Consider the following 15,661-nt stretch of genomic DNA (forward strand, 5'->3'; position numbering starts at 1 on the left):
AATTAGACTTATCTAAGTTTCTTATGCTATAATAAGGGTAAGTTAATATTATCGAGATGAGAATTGAGAGACACTGTTCGTACAATTATATATGTATGGGATAGGTCTCTCTTTTTTTATTACTACTAGGAGGCGCTAGATTTTATGAGTTTATCAACTTTGAAAAGAGAACAGATTAAGCAAGATTTAAAAAATGATACTTTTGATGTTGTCATTATCGGTGGAGGTATTACTGGTGCAGGTATTGCATTAGATGCAACACAAAGAGGTATGAAAGTCGCGTTAGTAGAAATGCAAGACTTTGCACAAGGTACAAGTTCACGTTCAACAAAATTAGTGCATGGTGGGTTGCGTTACTTGAAACAATTGCAAGTTGGCGTTGTAGCAGAAACTGGACGTGAACGTGCAATTGTATATGAAAATGGGCCTCACGTAACGACACCTGAACGTATGCTATTGCCAATGCATAAAGGTGGCTCTATGGGTAAATTTACTACATCTATTGGCTTAGCAATGTATGATAGACTAGCAGGCGTTAAAAAATCAGAACGTAAAACAATGTTAAATGCTAAAGAAACGTTAGCGAAAGAGCCACTTGTTAAAAAATCAGGATTAAAAGGTGGCGGATCTTATGTTGAATATCGTACAGATGATGCGCGTTTAACAATTGAAGTCATGAAACGTGCAGCTGAAAAAGGTGCCACAGTAATCAATCATACGAAATCAGTACATTTCACATATGATTCAAATGAAAAGGTCAACGGTATTCATGCAGAAGACCAAATTTCTGGTGAGACTTATCCAATTAAGGCTAAAAAAGTAATCAATGCAAGTGGCCCATGGGTAGATGAAGTACGTAGTGGTGATTATGCACGTAATAACAAACAATTACGTTTAACAAAAGGTGTTCATATTGTTATTGATCAATCAAAATTCCCATTAGGACAAGCAGTATACTTTGATACTGAAAAAGATGGACGTATGATTTTTGCGATCCCTCGTGAAGGTAAAGCATATGTAGGTACAACAGATACATTTTACGATAACGATAAAACATCACCATTAGCTACACAAGAAGACAGAGATTACTTAATTGATGCGATCAACTATATGTTCCCAGATGTAAATGTAGCTGATGAAGATATTGAGTCATCATGGGCTGGCGTAAGACCATTAATTTTAGAAGAAGGTAAAGACCCATCAGAAATTTCTCGTAAAGATGAAGTTTGGGAAGGTAAATCAGGCCTACTTACAATTGCTGGTGGTAAATTAACTGGTTATCGTCATATGGCATTAGAAATTGTAGACCTTTTATCTAAACGCTTAAAATCAGAATACGGTTTGAAATTTGATAAATGTGCTACAAAACACTTACCAATTTCTGGTGGAGATGTTGGTGGTAGTGCAAACTTTGATAAATTTATTGATAAAAAAGTTGAAGATGCTAAAGCTTATCAAATAGATGATGCGACAGCACGTCATTTTGCAACGAAATATGGTTCAAATGTAGAAGAATTATTCAAAATTGCTCAAACAGCACAATATCAAGAATCTGGTTTACCATTAGATATTTATACAGAATTGATTTATTCTATTCAAAACGAAATGGTTCATCGTCCAACAGATTTCTTTATTCGTCGTACTGGTAAACTTTATTTCAAAATAGATGACGTTCTCAATTATAAAGAGCAAGTTATTGATGTAATGACTGAATTACTAGGTTACACAGATATTCAAAAAGACTTGTTTACAAAAGAACTTCAAACTGCAATTGATGAAGCACAAACAGGTAATAATCAACCTGCAGTTAAAGAATAAATTAAATATTGTCCGAATCTAACATTTGATCTTTATCCAATAATGAGTTAGTAGATTTAAATTTTGAACATTAGTTCTTTCCCTTCAAAGTAGACATTAAAAAATGTAGACTTTGGAGGGGTTTTTATATTTTTAATGAAGTTTTGCATTTAATTTTATCAATAATAGCGCTGTAACAAGTGATGAGCCGAATAGCATTGTATTTGAAAACAGTGTATTTTGAAGGTATATTGTATAATGTATGATGAATGAAATGAAACGTGATTTGGGGGTAAAACATGAGTGGAAATGAGTTTAAAATCACTGTTGCAGATGGAACGACTTTAGAAGTGAAATTGAATAAGGCGAAAAAAGACACGATTGGTGTTATACACTTACTTCATGGCATGGCAGAACATATGGATCGATATGATGCACTTATTGATTCATTAAACCAACAAGGATATGATGTACTACGACACAACCATAGAGGGCATGGTAAAGATATAGCATCATATGAACGTGGTCACATTGATAGTATGGAGCAAGTGGCAGATGATACTTTTGAAATTGCACAGACGTTGTATTCAGATACTGTGCATACGCCATATATTATATTGGGGCATTCAATGGGTTCTATTATTGCTAGAATTTTCACCCAAAAATATCCCGATGTTGCACAAGGCATGATTCTATCAGGAACAATGCAATACCCTAAGTTTTTAGGGAAATGCGTACAAATAATTTTAAAACTTATCACTTTAATAACTGGTAAAAGACGTCGTTTGAAATGGTTAAACCAAATAATGTATAAAACTTTCAATAAAAATATAGAAAACAACAAATCGAAAAATGATTGGTTATCCAGCGATGACCAAGAAGTTGAAAAATTTGAAAAAGACCCTTTTACTGGATTTTTAGTCTCAAATCAACTGATTTTTGAAACAGTAAAGTATATGTTACAGACAAGCAAATTAAAAAACATAAAAAAAATGAAGTCAGATCTTCCTATTTTACTAATTTCTGGAAAAGATGATGCGATAGGCAATTATGGAAAAGGGATTAGACATTTAGGAAAACTATATAAAAAGGGTAAAATTCATCATATTACAGTACATTTATACAAAAATAAAAGACATGAAGTATTATTTGAAAAAGATGCTACGACTACGTGGCAACATATGTATGATTGGATAGAAAGACAAATTTTAAAAAAATATAACAGAGTAGATAAAGCATAAAGAGAGTTGATATAAGTGCAGAGCGATAAACCTTTTATAATTGCATTAGTTGGTCCAACAGCTGTTGGTAAAACAGAATTAAGCATCGAATTGGCTAAAAGATTTAATGGTGAAATTATTAGCGGAGATTCTATGCAAGTCTATAAACATATGGATATTGGAACAGCAAAAATAAATAGAGAAGAGATGGCGGATATTCCACATCATATGATAGATATTCTTGAACCTGATGAAACATTTTCTGCGTATGATTTTAAAAATAGAGCGCAAAATTTAATAGATGAAATTACGGCTAGAGGTCATATGCCTATCATCGTAGGCGGTACAGGTTTGTATATCCAATCATTAATTTATAATTATGCTTTCGAAGATGAAACGATATCTGAAGCACAACAAATTAAAGTAGACCATACGCTAAATGAATTAGATTCATTATCAAATGAAGTATTGCATGATTATTTAGCTTCGATAGATAAAGATTCAGCTGATACTATTCACCCAAATAATCGTAAAAGGGTACGTAGAGCGATTGAATATTATTTAAAAACAAAAAAACTTTTAAGTTCACGCAAGAAAAATCAACAATATACAGAAAATTATGATACATTATTAATAGGGATAGAAATGTCACGCGAAACTTTATATCAAAGAATTAATAAACGTGTAGATATAATGTTGGAACGCGGATTACTAAATGAAGTGAAACAACTCGTTGAAGATGGTTTTGAGACTTGTCAAAGTATGCAAGCTATCGGATATAAAGAGATGTTACCTGTAATTAAAAATGAGGCTAGTCTAGCCGAAGCAACAAATAAATTGAAAAAGCATTCTAGAAATTATGCTAAAAGACAAATGACTTGGTTCAAAAACAAGCTCGACGTAGTATGGTTAGATAGAGAGATAATGTCACTTTCATTGATGTTAGATGAAGTTTCAGTCCAAATAAAGAAAAGGAGAACATAACATGAATACAACAGAAAACATCCAAGATAAATTCCTAGGACAATTTAAGGCTGATCAAACGAAAGTTATCGTATTTTTAGTGAATGGTTTTCAAATGAAAGGTATTATCGAAGATTATGATGACAATTTGGTTTGTTTATTAACACAAGGAAAGCAACATCTTATTTATAAACATGCTATCAGTACATTCACACTTGATGATGCAGTAGAAGAAGTATAACATTAAAAAAACAATTTATTTTTGCATACTTTTAAAGAAGAAAGCTACACTNNNAGTGTAGCTTTCTTCTTTAAATCAGTAATTTATTTATAATAACGCTTCAATATCAGCTTCAATTTGGCTCGGTTTTTTCTGTGGCGCATATCGATTAGTTACATTACCTTCTCTATCGATTAAAAATTTGGTGAAGTTCCATTTGATTTTTTCATTGAAAAATCCATTTTGTTGTTCTGTCAGAAATTGATATAAAGGGTGTTGATTTTCGCCTTTGACATCAATTTTTTCGTGCATTGGGAAAGAAACGCCATAGTTAATTTTACAGTTTTGAGTAGCTTCTTCACCCGTACCTGGTTCTTGACCCCCAAATTGGTTACATGGAAAACCTAGCACAACAAATCCTTGATCTTTATAGTTGTCGTATAAGTGTTGTAGTCCTTCAAATTGTGGTGTAAAGCCACACTCACTTGCAGTATTGACAATTAGTAATACTTTATTTTTATATTCTTCTAACTTGTAAGTTTCGCCATTTGGTTTTTGAACTTCTATATCGTATATAGTCATATCATGTCACCTCTTATTATTAATTTAACATAATTTGAGAAGATAGTCTTTATATAAACACTATGATAAAATAGCAAAGAAAACTTTGAAAGAGGTGCATGTTATGAGCCAACAAACACATACGACTAAAAAAGAATTAGAGACAGCGATTTTAGTTGGCGTACAAGCTCAAACCGATGAAGTGTTTGATTTTGAATCAACAATGGAAGAATTAGCTTCATTGTCTGAAACATGCCAATTAAATGTACAAGCTGAATTTACCCAGAACAGACAACATTTTGATAATAAATATTACGTTGGAAAAGGTAAATTAGAGGACATAAAAGCTTATATAGAAATGAATGATATAGATGTACTTGTTGCTAATGATGAATTGACTACAGCCCAGTCAAAAACATTAAATGGTAATCTGAACGTTAAAATTATCGACAGAACACAACTGATTTTAGAGATATTTGCACTTCGAGCAAGAAGTAAAGAAGGTAAGCTTCAGGTAGAATTAGCGCAATTAGATTATTTATTACCTAGACTTCAAGGTCATGGGCGCAGTTTATCAAGATTAGGTGGTGGCATCGGAACGAGAGGTCCAGGTGAAACTAAGTTAGAAATGGATCGTCGTCATATTAGAACACGTATGAATGAAATCAAACATCAATTAGAAACGGTGGTTGAACATCGAGAGCGATATCGCAACAAACGTGAACAAAATAATGTGTTTCAAGTAGCACTTATTGGATATACAAACGCTGGTAAATCATCTTGGTTTAATGCATTGGCGAATGAAGCTACTTATGAGAAAAACTTGCTTTTTGCTACGCTAGATCCTAAAACAAGACAAATTCAAATCAATGATGGATTTAACCTAATCATATCTGATACGGTTGGTTTTATTCAAAAACTACCAACTACACTCATTGCTGCGTTTAAATCCACTTTAGAAGAGGCGAAAGGCGCAGATTTACTATTACATGTTGTGGATGCTAGTCATCCTGAATATCGAGTTCAGTATGATACAGTAAACCAAATCATAGGTGACTTAGATATGGGGCATATTCCTCAAGCTATTATTTTTAATAAAAAAGATTTACACGAAGGAACTATGCCAACAACTCATTTACCATCAGTTTTTGTTTCAAGTAAAAATGAAGAAGATGAAGACAAAGTGAAACAATTACTTATAGAGCAAGTTAAATCAGCTTTAACTTTTTATGAAGAAAATGTCTCAAGTGCTGATGCTGATAGATTATATTTCTTGAAACAACATACACTCGTCACAGAAATCATATTTAATGAGAAAGATGCAACATATACTGTAAAAGGGTTTAAAAAAGAATAGGAAGAAGAATTACGATGAAAAATATGAAACAATTAATAGCAGATACAGAAGCGAAACTAGAACCTTATTTTAAAAATATAGAAGAGATTGCTTATATCAATCAAGAAAAAGTGATGGACGCGTTCCACGCTGTTAAAGTATCCGAAAGTGACTTACTTGGCACAACGGGTTATGGATATGATGATATAGGTCGAGATCATTTAGAAGCTGTATATGCACATGCATTTAAGGCGGAAGACGCATTAGTGCGCCCTCAGATTATTTCTGGTACGCATGCGATTACAATTGCTTTACAAAGTACTTTGAAATATGGGGATGAATTAATGTATATTACAGGTAATCCTTACGATACATTATTAGAAGTGATAGGTATTAATGGTAATGGTATAGAAAGTTTAAAAGAACACGGAGTAATATATAATAAAGTAGACTTAAAGCACGGTGAAATCGATATTGATAAGGTATTAACTAAAATATCACCACAAACTAAGGTCATCGCTATTCAGCGTTCGAAAGGTTATGATCAACGACCATCCATAGATTTAACAAAAATAGAAAGTGCAATTCAACAAATAAAAGCGCAATATCCTGAAATCATAATATTTGTAGATAATTGCTATGGTGAATTTGTAGAAGAACGAGAACCTATAGAGTGCGGCGCTGATTTAATGGCTGGTTCCTTAATTAAAAACCCTGGTGGAGGGCTAGCTAAAATCGGTGGTTATATCGTTGGAAATGAAACATTGGTGGAAAGATGTGGATACCGTTTAACTGCGCCAGGAATTGGTAAAGAAGCTGGTGCCTCACTATATTCGTTACAAGAAATGTATCAAGGATTTTTCTTAGCGCCACATGTTGTGAGCCAAAGTTTGAAGGGTGCATTATTTACGAGTTTGTTACTAGAACAAATGAATATGCACACCTCACCAAGATTTGATGTGCCTAGAACGGATTTAATTCAAACGGTCACTTTTGATACGAAGGAACAGATGATTCAATTTTGCCAAAGTATTCAAGCAGCTTCACCGATTAACGCACATTTTAGTCCTGAACCATCTTATATGCCGGGTTATGAAGATGATGTCATTATGGCTGCGGGTACGTTTGTTCAAGGTTCTTCAATTGAATTATCAGCAGATGGTCCTATAAGACCACCGTATGAGGCTTATGTTCAAGGTGGCTTAACGTATGAACACGTTAAATTAGCTGTAACAAGAGCTGTTGAAAAAATATTTTAATAAATTTAAAGAGAGGCCACATTGTATTTATAGCTATGTCAAATAGCAAATTAAAATGCATATGTGGCTATTTCTAATTATAGAAAAAATTTCGGAAAATTCTGCGATTAAATGTAGGAAGTGCATTATAAAGTTAATTAAATCAATGGTTTGAAGTATATGTTAGAAAACCTAACATATTTTTGAATTGCTTTAAGAATTATGCTAAATTAAATACAAGTTCAAAAATAGAGGTGATTGGATTGGAGTCAAAAGATACGATACGACGAAGCATGCCGGTCTTCTCTATGAGTGTTGTTACGAAATTAAGTGAACTAACTGCTAGACAAGTTCGCTATTATGAGACACATGAACTGATTAAACCACATAGGTCAGAAGGAAATAAACGACTTTTTTCGTTAAACGATTTGGAACGCCTTTTAGAGATAAAAAGATTGATAGAAAAAGGCTTTAATTTAAAAGGTATTAAACAGATTTTAAATGACGAACAAGATCACCTTTCTGATGATGAACAAGAAACGAGAAAACAAATGATTGTTGATGCTACACAGAAACCACAACGAGAAGCGATTCCGATAAATCGTGGTGACTTATCTCGATTTATCAAATAAAATTAATGGGGGACATTTATAATGGCAAAACGTACATTTACCAAGGAAGACATACACAAGTTCGCTAAGGAAGAAAATGTCAGATACCTACGTTTGCAATTCACTGATATTTTAGGTGTTATTAAAAACGTGGAAGTACCAGTAAGCCAATTAGAAAAAGTTTTAGACAATGAAATGATGTTTGATGGATCTTCAATCGAAGGCTTCGTCCGTATTGAAGAATCAGATATGTATTTATGTCCAGATTTAGATACATGGGTTATTTTCCCATGGACAGCAGGTCAAGGCAAAGTGGCTCGTCTTATCTGCGATGTTTATAAAACAGACGGCACACCGTTTGAAGGTGACCCACGTGCAAACTTGAAACGTGTATTAAAAAACATGCAAGATTTAGGGTTTAGTGAACTTAATTTAGGACCAGAACCTGAATTCTTCTTGTTTAAATTAGATGAAAAAGGTGAACCAACATTAGAATTAAATGATAATGGTGGTTACTTCGACCTTGCGCCTACAGATTTAGGTGAAAATTGTCGTCGTGATATTGTTTTAGAATTAGAGGACATGGGCTTTGATATTGAAGCAAGTCACCATGAAGTGGCACCAGGACAACATGAAATTGATTTTAAATATGCAGATGCTATCACTGCGTGTGATAATATCCAAACATTTAAATTAGTTGTTAAAACAATTGCACGTCAACACAATCTTCATGCAACATTTATGCCTAAACCATTATTTGGTGTGAACGGAAGCGGCATGCACTTCAATATGTCACTCTTCAAGGGTAAAGAAAATGCCTTTTACGATCCTGAAGGCGATATGGAAATGACTAAAGATGCATATCATTTTATCGCAGGTATTCTAAAAAATGCACGAGGTTTAACTGGTGTATGTAATCCATTGGTTAATTCTTATAAACGTTTAGTTCCAGGTTATGAAGCACCATGCTATATTGCTTGGAGTGGTAAAAACCGTTCGCCATTAATTCGTGTACCAACTTCACGTGGTTTATCAACACGTGTAGAAGTTCGTTCAGTAGATCCAGCAGCCAATCCTTACTTAGCATTAGCGGCTATTTTACAAGCGGGCTTAGATGGTATTGAAAATAAATTAGAAGTACCTGAGCCAGTAAATCAAAATATATATGAAATGAATCGTGAAGAACGTGAAGCCGTTGGTATTCAAGATTTACCATCAACATTATATACTGCTATTAAAGCAATGAAAGATAATGATTCTATTAAAGAGGCTTTGGGTAATCACATTTATAATCAATTTATAAATTCTAAATCTATTGAATGGGATTATTATAGAACTCAAGTTTCTGAATGGGAAAGAGAGCAATATTTAAAACAATACTAGGTGCTAAGCAAAAGGGGCAAACACTAGGTATACAAGCAATCCGAGTCACTTACTCATAAGTGATTTGGATTGCTTTTTTAAGCACCTATTTGTATTAATTAAAGCTTTTTGGATGGAAATTGAGGACGATAAGCATTGTTTGAACTATTAAAGAATAAAAAAACTATGTAAAATATGTATGAAGTGATATAATTTTTGAAAATAAGATTAGGGGTTTTGAAAAAACATATCATATTTATAGTTTTTTTAAGTAAAAATAACTTTTAATCTTATTAAAATGATTAAAAATAATTAAAAGGGGTTGTAGTTACATGCAAGAAGTAAAACTAAGTACATTAAAAGCGAGTTCCTTAAAAGAATTAGAAAGTAGCATAAATGCATATTTAAAAGATGAAGAAGTAGCGGATTATCAATTACTCAATTCAACCGTTCGTGAAGTGGAAGAGCGTGCTTTCTCAGCAAATGAAGAAGAGTTTCATGCTATATTAACATTTATAAAAGAAGTAGAGTAAATACAAGCGTTATAAGTTATAATGCAAGTAAGGTTCAGTGAATTGAAAATTATACTAATTGAGGTTGAGACGAACATCATGTCTCAACCTTTTTCTGATGATAAATGGCTTGTGAGTGAGGGGATTAAGGTATGAAATATTTAAAAGTACAGATGATAAGAGAAAATTTAGAAAGTATTCCACAGTATGAATTGCCTGTTGGATATAAAATTCGAAATTTTAAAATAGGAGAAGAAGTAAAATGGGCAAATTTAGAAATGAAAGTAAATGAATTTGATACTACAGATCAAGCATTGACACATTTTAACACTGAATTCGGACAAAATATGCATGAAATGGAACAAAGATGTTTGTTTCTTGAAAATCCTAAAGGTGAAGTCATAGGTACTACAACAGCATGGTATGGAAATTTAACAAGAGATAGTAAAATTTGCGGACGCATTCATTGGGTGGCGATACTCCCAGAGTATCAAGGTAAGCAATTGTCTAAACCTTTATTATCTGAAGCAATGAATCGCCTATCTCAATATCATAACCAAGCGTTTTTAACTTCTCAAACCACTAGTTATCAAGCAGTTAATATGTATCTAAATTATGGGTTTAGACCAATCCTTTCAAATGAAAAAGATTACGAAGCATGGACGTTATTAGAAAAGACATTAAACCGAGCGATTTTATAAATATAACTTCTAAAGCAAAACTTATTTTTTACTATATATAAAAATAACAATAACAATATTATGTTAACTTAAATAAAAAACTGCCGATTTAAACACTCGGCAGAAGGTACTATTTTTTCTTGTTTTTAGTTACAATCACTTGAATGAGAAAGACAATAAATCCAATAAAAAGGCCTAAAAATATTGCGACAACTGCAGATACAAGAGGTGGGAATTGATATTGGTACTGTAATATTAATCCCACTATGATTGCTATAACAATCGCAATAACTGTAATCATGTTCTCCTTAAATATACTCAAGTTGTTCACTCCTATCATCTTAGTATTATAGCACGATTTGTTAAGTGAGTTAAAATAAAGAACTATTATAGTTTCATTTGTTGTAAAAGCGTAATTTTTCTTTGGAATGAGCATCTTGACGTAAACTTTAATTTTCTATATGATAATTTGGTATATTCAAAAAAGTGGGTGCAACAATGAAATCAACAAAGAAAATTACGACATTAATTATAAGTATAGTTGTACTAGGTGTACTGGCATTTCAGTTTATTAATGGTACTGGTCCTTTTTCATCCAATGATTCCAATAACAATCATACTGGACCAAAACAAACTGAGAAAGTACATGTAGCGCGTGTGGTTGATGGAGACACACTAGTAGCAAACAATAGTCAGCATGAACAAATTAAAGTAAGGTTGATAGGTGTAGACACGCCAGAGACTGTTAAACCAAATACACCTGTACAACCATATGGTAAGGAAGCATCTGATTTTTCAAAAGAACATTTAACCGATAAAGATGTCTTTTTAGAATATGATAAAGAAAAAGAAGATCGCTATGGGCGCACATTAGCATATGTATGGTTAGATAAAGAAACCATGTTCAATGAATTGTTAGTGAAAAAAGGATTGGCAAGAGAAAAGTATTTTTCACCAAATGGAAAATATAGAGACTTATTCGAAAAAGCAGAACAGATGGCTAAAAGCAATAAAGAAAATATTTGGAGTTAAAAATTTCAAATGGCTTAAACGCAAATGAGGCTGGTACATAAATAACCATACTCAAAAAAGAGAGCTACCCTAATGGATTAGCTCTCTTTTATATTTAAATCTTTATGATTTTAACCGTGCTTGTTTGTCTGTGTTCAACTTTACTTAATGTAAGTTTGTATTCTTTCATTTAAATCACTTTCAGATATGTCGTCACGTAACAAAATCTCTATTGCAGCTTTTTAAATACCTTTTAATTAGTGAAAATGTGCAAGCAATTCATTGTATTGTGCCTCAGTTAATGATTCTTGAGCATTTACAATCGTCTCACCAATGACTTCTTTTAGTGAAGATTTGGATGAAACTGTTTCTACAAAATCTTGTCTTTCTGTAGGTCCATCAATTAAATTGACGCTGCCATCTGTAAAATAAACTAAACCAATATTTTGAATTCTGTGGTTTAATTGGTCTGCAATTCTATCTTCCAATGCTTTGGCATTTTTTGAAGACTGTTCATATGGATCATAGTTATAAAAGTCATAAATAATAGAATTATTTCTAATTCTTTCTACAAATGTGTATGTTGTTGGTCGTGTTGATTGAAATTGACTGTGGAATTGGTTTGCAATATAACGTCCAACCGTTTGATTTACTGTATCGCTTCCATTATTTTGTGTGTCATTTGTTGGGTCAACCGTGAAATGATAAAATGTTTTTTGCTTCCAGTTTTTCACATTGATATTAAATAATCCTTTTTCAGTAATGACGATGTAATCGAAAGCTCTAGCATATTCAAACAAAGGATGTTTCACTGCTAAATTTCCAGTTGTGATAATATCAAAAAATGAAATTGAACCTTCACTTCGATATTGATTTAATATGTCGTTTAAATCCTGTTTTGCTTTTCTTAATCCATGATGATGTGTATCATTATTAACATCTTTTTCAAGCATTTGATTTTTTAAATATGTGTTTTCACGCGTGATGATACTAATTTTATTTATTAACTGATCTTTTGCGTATGATTCAGTCTCAAGCTTATGATTCATCACTCTTCTTTCAATAATAATAACTAATAATAGTATTACAATAATTATTGCTAAAATAATCGGGAAAAACATTGGTATCATCCTAATCTAAATATTTTTAATAAACTATATTTTACTCTTTTATTTATATTAGTACAAATACAACTAACTAATAAGTTCAATATTAGTATAATCATATTTTTTAATTATAAGCAATTCCTACTTAATATATAATAGAGCGATTTGATTTATTATAGAAATTAATGAATTAAAAAACATATATGCCTATTAAATAAGTGCTAAATCGGGTAATACATATATTATCAATGAAACTAAGTATTGAAAAGTCTGTTTGGAGGACATTGAATTGACGACTATGAAAAAATATATCAACTACATAATAGAAAATATAAATAATGAAGATGTTATTGCATTCGATAATCATCCAGTTAATTATCAAATTCTTGACGAATTATATGATGCTAATCTTAAAATTTCAGTGATTACTTTTTCAACAGATATCATTAAATATGTCGCAAGATACACTGATTTTAATATCATAATGCCGAATGGAAAAGTAGACAATGCACTACATATTATTACTGGTTCGGAAGTGATCCAAACATTTGCGAGATATCGCATTCGTTATTATTTTGCAACTGCACCTTACATGGTAGATAAGGCGCTGTACCAAACATTGCCAGAAATTGCTGAAATTCAGTTGGCTTTATACCATAGTTCAGAAGCATTATTTATTGTTAACAGACCGAGCATTTTGAACCAACAAAATCGACAAGACTATAGCTATATTGGCAAGTTTTAAATAAAAATGTGTTTAAGTTCACATTTTTGTGCTTTTCACATTGAAAAATACGACAACAAATAATATAATAATTATTAATGGAAACGCTTACTTTTGATAGGAGGTACAGATTTGGCAGTTAGTAATAATAAAAATATTAAAGAAGTTGTAAAAAATTTAACTGAAAATGTACCTGAACTGTTTAAATATAATGGTGAAGTCGCAAAACAACTCTTTCTTCATGATGAGTTTAATTTAGACGATAAGGTTGATATTAGTGTCGAAAGAAAATATCTAGGTGAAGTTTTAAAGTTTATACCTAAAGATAATACGATTGTGTTACATGACGGTACAAATACTACTACTGATTTTTCAAAGTTAAAATTTGCAGATGTTACTCACGCAAATATTTATATAAATGATGAGTTAATCATGACAATCATCGTTTATGACGTAGAAAATGATGAATGGATGTTTAGATGGAATCACAATATTCGATTACCTGAAAAGCATATTTATTTTCATTCTATCAAATGGGATGTAGATTATATTAAACCTGAAATTGTGTTAATGTATGAATTATTAGATCCGATTGATTATCATCAATTACCGAATTATAGAAGCGTAATTGATTCATTAAGTTATTATCAATTTGTTATTTTACGCTTAGTAGTCGGAGATGAACGTATTAACCAAGCACTTATATCTGAAAAAAAAGCAATTTAAAAACCCTTCAAATCATTCAATAGTATTCATTAACTTTCAAATGAGTCTATACGATTTGAAGGATTTTTTTATAGACATAAAGTTTTGAATTATTATTTAAGTATTCAAACAATTTTTAGTGTAACAATATTCATAAGTTGCATTGACCGCTTTCTCTGCATCTGTCACATCGATACCAAACATCATAGAAATTTCTGAGGCGCCTTGGTTCATCATTTTTAAGTTGATGTTTGATTCTGCAAGTGCATGCGTAATTGTGCTAGCTGTGCCAACGATTCTATGCATGCCTTCACCAACTACCATTAAAATTGCCAAATCATGTTCAATGCTTAACTCATCTACATCACAATTTTTACGTATATCATTAAGTACTTGTTCCTCTTTGTTTTGTATCTCTTTAGAGCGCATGATGATACTAATGTTATCTATACCTGATGGCATATGATCAAATGAAATATTATAGTCTTCTAGTACAGCTAATATTTTACGTGTAAAACCAACTTGTCTATTCATAAGGTATTTTTTAATATTTAATACTGTGAAATCTTTGTCACAGCTAATACCACTTACAACACTATTTGAATCAATTTCTCTATCATGTCTAATATAAGTGCCTATATCATTAGGTCTATTTGTATTTTTTATAACGACAGGAATTCTATCTTTGTGTAATGGTTGCAACGCTTCATCATGGAATACACCAAAACCAGCATAAGACAACTCACGCATTTCACGATAGGTAATTTCATTTATGACTTCAGGGTTTTTAACAATAGAAGGATTGGCTCTAAAAATGCCTGAAACATCTGTAAAGTTTTCATATAAATCTGCTCTGACACCTCTTGCTACTATGGCTCCGGTTATATCTGAACCACCACGAGGAAATGTGACCACGTAATTTTGTCTTGAAATACCAAAAAATCCTGGAATGATTAACTTTTCTTCAAATGACCGTAATTTATACAGTGCTTCATATGATTGATTTAAGATTTGTGCATTTTGAGGTAAATCTGTAACGGTAATACCAGCTTCTCCAGGTGAAATGTAGCGCGTTGGAATGCCTTGGCTGTTATTATATTCTGCAATAATTTGAGCATTAAAATCCTCGCCACATGAAAGTAGAGCATCAAGTAGTCTTGATGGTTTTTTCCTCAATGTTGCTATGTAATTTTCTAAAGTCTCATCAATTGTTTTTAAAAGTGTGTCGCTCATGTTGAGTTCATTAATAATATCCTTGTAGCGTTGAATAATTTCCTCTTTTTTAGAAGTGTAGTCCAATCGTTCTATTACTTTTTCGTAAAGTCGAATTAATAAATCAGTGGTTTTTACATCATCTTTATCGCGCTTTCCTGGAGCTGAAACAACTACAATTTTACGAGCTTCATCTGAATTAACAATATCTAATACTTTTTTAATTTGCTCTGCATTGGAAACAGAGCTTCCTCCGAATTTAGTTACTTTCATAATGTTATACAACCTTTCTAAAAAATCAGAAAATTTAGTTTAGTTTTTATCACAGGAGTGATAATATATATATACGTTTTAAATATACGTAGACTTTACAAAAATAATGAATGAATTTATACTATACCAT

17 protein-coding genes are annotated in these 15,661 nt (G+C 31.9%); 13 read left to right on the forward strand and 4 right to left on the reverse strand.

The window, feature by feature from the left end; genetic code table 11:
- The first annotated feature begins 144 nt into the window (after window positions 1–144).
- The 4 genes from KA883_RS09345 (at window position 145) to hfq (ending at window position 4,221) form a co-directional block, all read left to right on the forward strand.
- Window positions 145–1,818: a glycerol-3-phosphate dehydrogenase/oxidase gene (locus tag KA883_RS09345; protein WP_046208593.1), complete on the forward strand. Its 1,674-nt coding sequence runs from the start codon at window positions 145–147 to the stop codon at window positions 1,816–1,818.
- Between the two features lie 278 nt (window positions 1,819–2,096).
- On the forward strand, window positions 2,097–3,038 hold the full coding sequence (locus tag KA883_RS09350; protein ID WP_046208592.1) for an alpha/beta hydrolase: 942 nt from the start codon (window positions 2,097–2,099) through the stop codon (window positions 3,036–3,038).
- Window positions 3,039–3,053: 15 nt separating this feature from the next.
- Window positions 3,054–4,001, forward strand: coding sequence for a tRNA (adenosine(37)-N6)-dimethylallyltransferase MiaA (gene miaA, locus KA883_RS09355; protein WP_046208591.1), 948 nt, complete (start codon window positions 3,054–3,056; stop codon window positions 3,999–4,001).
- Window position 4,002: 1 nt separating this feature from the next.
- Window positions 4,003–4,221, forward strand: coding sequence for an RNA chaperone Hfq (gene hfq / locus KA883_RS09360; protein ID WP_046208590.1), 219 nt, complete (start codon window positions 4,003–4,005; stop codon window positions 4,219–4,221).
- Between the two features lie 87 nt (window positions 4,222–4,308).
- Here the strand turns inward: hfq and KA883_RS09365 are convergent, their stop codons facing one another.
- Window positions 4,309–4,782, reverse strand: coding sequence for a glutathione peroxidase (locus tag KA883_RS09365; RefSeq protein WP_046208589.1), 474 nt, complete (start codon window positions 4,780–4,782; stop codon window positions 4,309–4,311).
- 103 nt (window positions 4,783–4,885) lie between these two features.
- Here KA883_RS09365 and hflX point away from each other — a divergent pair, with 103 nt between their 5' ends.
- The 6 genes from hflX to KA883_RS09395 all read left to right on the forward strand — a co-directional run bounded on the left by hflX (window position 4,886) and on the right by KA883_RS09395 (window position 10,521).
- The gene (gene hflX / locus KA883_RS09370; protein WP_046208588.1) at window positions 4,886–6,118 is read left to right on the forward strand and encodes a GTPase HflX; all 1,233 of its coding nucleotides are present in this window, start codon (window positions 4,886–4,888) and stop codon (window positions 6,116–6,118) included.
- Window positions 6,119–6,132: 14 nt separating this feature from the next.
- Window positions 6,133–7,356 carry a methionine gamma-lyase family protein gene (locus tag KA883_RS09375; protein ID WP_046208587.1) on the forward strand — a complete coding sequence of 408 codons (1,224 nt, stop codon included), beginning with the start codon at window positions 6,133–6,135 and terminating at the stop codon, window positions 7,354–7,356.
- A 242-nt stretch (window positions 7,357–7,598) separates the two neighbouring features.
- Window positions 7,599–7,967: a MerR family transcriptional regulator gene (locus KA883_RS09380; protein WP_073342234.1), complete on the forward strand. Its 369-nt coding sequence runs from the start codon at window positions 7,599–7,601 to the stop codon at window positions 7,965–7,967.
- A gap of 21 nt (window positions 7,968–7,988) precedes the next feature.
- Window positions 7,989–9,329, forward strand: a complete 1,341-nt coding sequence (glnA, locus tag KA883_RS09385) for a type I glutamate--ammonia ligase (protein ID WP_046208586.1) — start codon at window positions 7,989–7,991, stop codon at window positions 9,327–9,329.
- A 311-nt stretch (window positions 9,330–9,640) separates the two neighbouring features.
- A complete protein-coding gene (locus tag KA883_RS09390) occupies window positions 9,641–9,841 on the forward strand; it encodes a hypothetical protein (protein WP_046208585.1) in 201 nt (66 codons plus the stop codon).
- A 131-nt stretch (window positions 9,842–9,972) separates the two neighbouring features.
- Window positions 9,973–10,521, forward strand: coding sequence for a GNAT family N-acetyltransferase (locus KA883_RS09395; protein WP_046208584.1), 549 nt, complete (start codon window positions 9,973–9,975; stop codon window positions 10,519–10,521).
- Between the two features lie 109 nt (window positions 10,522–10,630).
- On the opposite strand, the gene KA883_RS09400 is transcribed toward KA883_RS09395, so the two are convergent.
- Window positions 10,631–10,822 (reverse strand): hypothetical protein, encoded by a 192-nt coding sequence (locus tag KA883_RS09400; protein WP_046208583.1) that lies wholly within the window; start codon window positions 10,820–10,822, stop codon window positions 10,631–10,633.
- Between the two features lie 176 nt (window positions 10,823–10,998).
- Here KA883_RS09400 and nucI point away from each other — a divergent pair, with 176 nt between their 5' ends.
- Window positions 10,999–11,532 carry a thermonuclease NucI gene (nucI, locus tag KA883_RS09405; RefSeq protein WP_046208582.1) on the forward strand — a complete coding sequence of 178 codons (534 nt, stop codon included), beginning with the start codon at window positions 10,999–11,001 and terminating at the stop codon, window positions 11,530–11,532.
- Window positions 11,533–11,768: 236 nt separating this feature from the next.
- On the opposite strand, the gene KA883_RS09410 is transcribed toward nucI, so the two are convergent.
- Complete coding sequence (locus KA883_RS09410; protein ID WP_046208581.1) at window positions 11,769–12,632, reverse strand: NERD domain-containing protein; 864 nt, start codon at window positions 12,630–12,632, stop codon at window positions 11,769–11,771.
- A 283-nt stretch (window positions 12,633–12,915) separates the two neighbouring features.
- Here KA883_RS09410 and KA883_RS09415 point away from each other — a divergent pair, with 283 nt between their 5' ends.
- Together KA883_RS09415 and KA883_RS09420 are read left to right on the forward strand one after the other, a co-directional pair.
- Entirely contained in the window at window positions 12,916–13,362 is a 447-nt protein-coding gene (locus KA883_RS09415; RefSeq protein ID WP_226857773.1) for a DeoR/GlpR family DNA-binding transcription regulator, read from the forward strand.
- Window positions 13,363–13,473: 111 nt separating this feature from the next.
- A complete protein-coding gene (locus KA883_RS09420) occupies window positions 13,474–14,067 on the forward strand; it encodes a hypothetical protein (protein ID WP_046208579.1) in 594 nt (197 codons plus the stop codon).
- A 96-nt stretch (window positions 14,068–14,163) separates the two neighbouring features.
- On the opposite strand, the gene KA883_RS09425 is transcribed toward KA883_RS09420, so the two are convergent.
- Window positions 14,164–15,531 (reverse strand): aspartate kinase, encoded by a 1,368-nt coding sequence (locus KA883_RS09425; protein ID WP_046208578.1) that lies wholly within the window; start codon window positions 15,529–15,531, stop codon window positions 14,164–14,166.
- Window positions 15,532–15,661 lie beyond the last annotated feature (130 nt).

This window comes from Staphylococcus sp. GDY8P54P, assembly GCF_017892645.1.
In the GTDB taxonomy this organism is placed as follows: domain Bacteria; phylum Bacillota; class Bacilli; order Staphylococcales; family Staphylococcaceae; genus Staphylococcus; species Staphylococcus ureilyticus.

Excerpts from the sequence above, each read along its gene's own strand:
- KA883_RS09345 (WP_046208593.1), top strand. The coding sequence starts at position 145 with ATGAGTTTATCAACTTTGAAAAGAGAACAGATTAAGCAAGATTTAAAA.
- KA883_RS09350 (WP_046208592.1), top strand. The coding sequence starts at position 2,097 with ATGAGTGGAAATGAGTTTAAAATCACTGTTGCAGATGGAACGACTTTA.
- hfq (WP_046208590.1), top strand. The coding sequence starts at position 4,003 with ATGAATACAACAGAAAACATCCAAGATAAATTCCTAGGACAATTTAAG.
- KA883_RS09365 (WP_046208589.1), bottom strand. The coding sequence starts at position 4,782 with ATGACTATATACGATATAGAAGTTCAAAAACCAAATGGCGAAACTTAC.
- hflX (WP_046208588.1), top strand. The coding sequence starts at position 4,886 with ATGAGCCAACAAACACATACGACTAAAAAAGAATTAGAGACAGCGATT.
- KA883_RS09375 (WP_046208587.1), top strand. The coding sequence starts at position 6,133 with ATGAAAAATATGAAACAATTAATAGCAGATACAGAAGCGAAACTAGAA.
- glnA (WP_046208586.1), top strand. The coding sequence starts at position 7,989 with ATGGCAAAACGTACATTTACCAAGGAAGACATACACAAGTTCGCTAAG.
- KA883_RS09390 (WP_046208585.1), top strand. The coding sequence starts at position 9,641 with ATGCAAGAAGTAAAACTAAGTACATTAAAAGCGAGTTCCTTAAAAGAA.
- KA883_RS09395 (WP_046208584.1), top strand. The coding sequence starts at position 9,973 with ATGAAATATTTAAAAGTACAGATGATAAGAGAAAATTTAGAAAGTATT.
- nucI (WP_046208582.1), top strand. The coding sequence starts at position 10,999 with ATGAAATCAACAAAGAAAATTACGACATTAATTATAAGTATAGTTGTA.
- KA883_RS09410 (WP_046208581.1), bottom strand. The coding sequence starts at position 12,632 with ATGTTTTTCCCGATTATTTTAGCAATAATTATTGTAATACTATTATTA.
- KA883_RS09415 (WP_226857773.1), top strand. The coding sequence starts at position 12,916 with ATGAAAAAATATATCAACTACATAATAGAAAATATAAATAATGAAGAT.
- KA883_RS09425 (WP_046208578.1), bottom strand. The coding sequence starts at position 15,531 with ATGAAAGTAACTAAATTCGGAGGAAGCTCTGTTTCCAATGCAGAGCAA.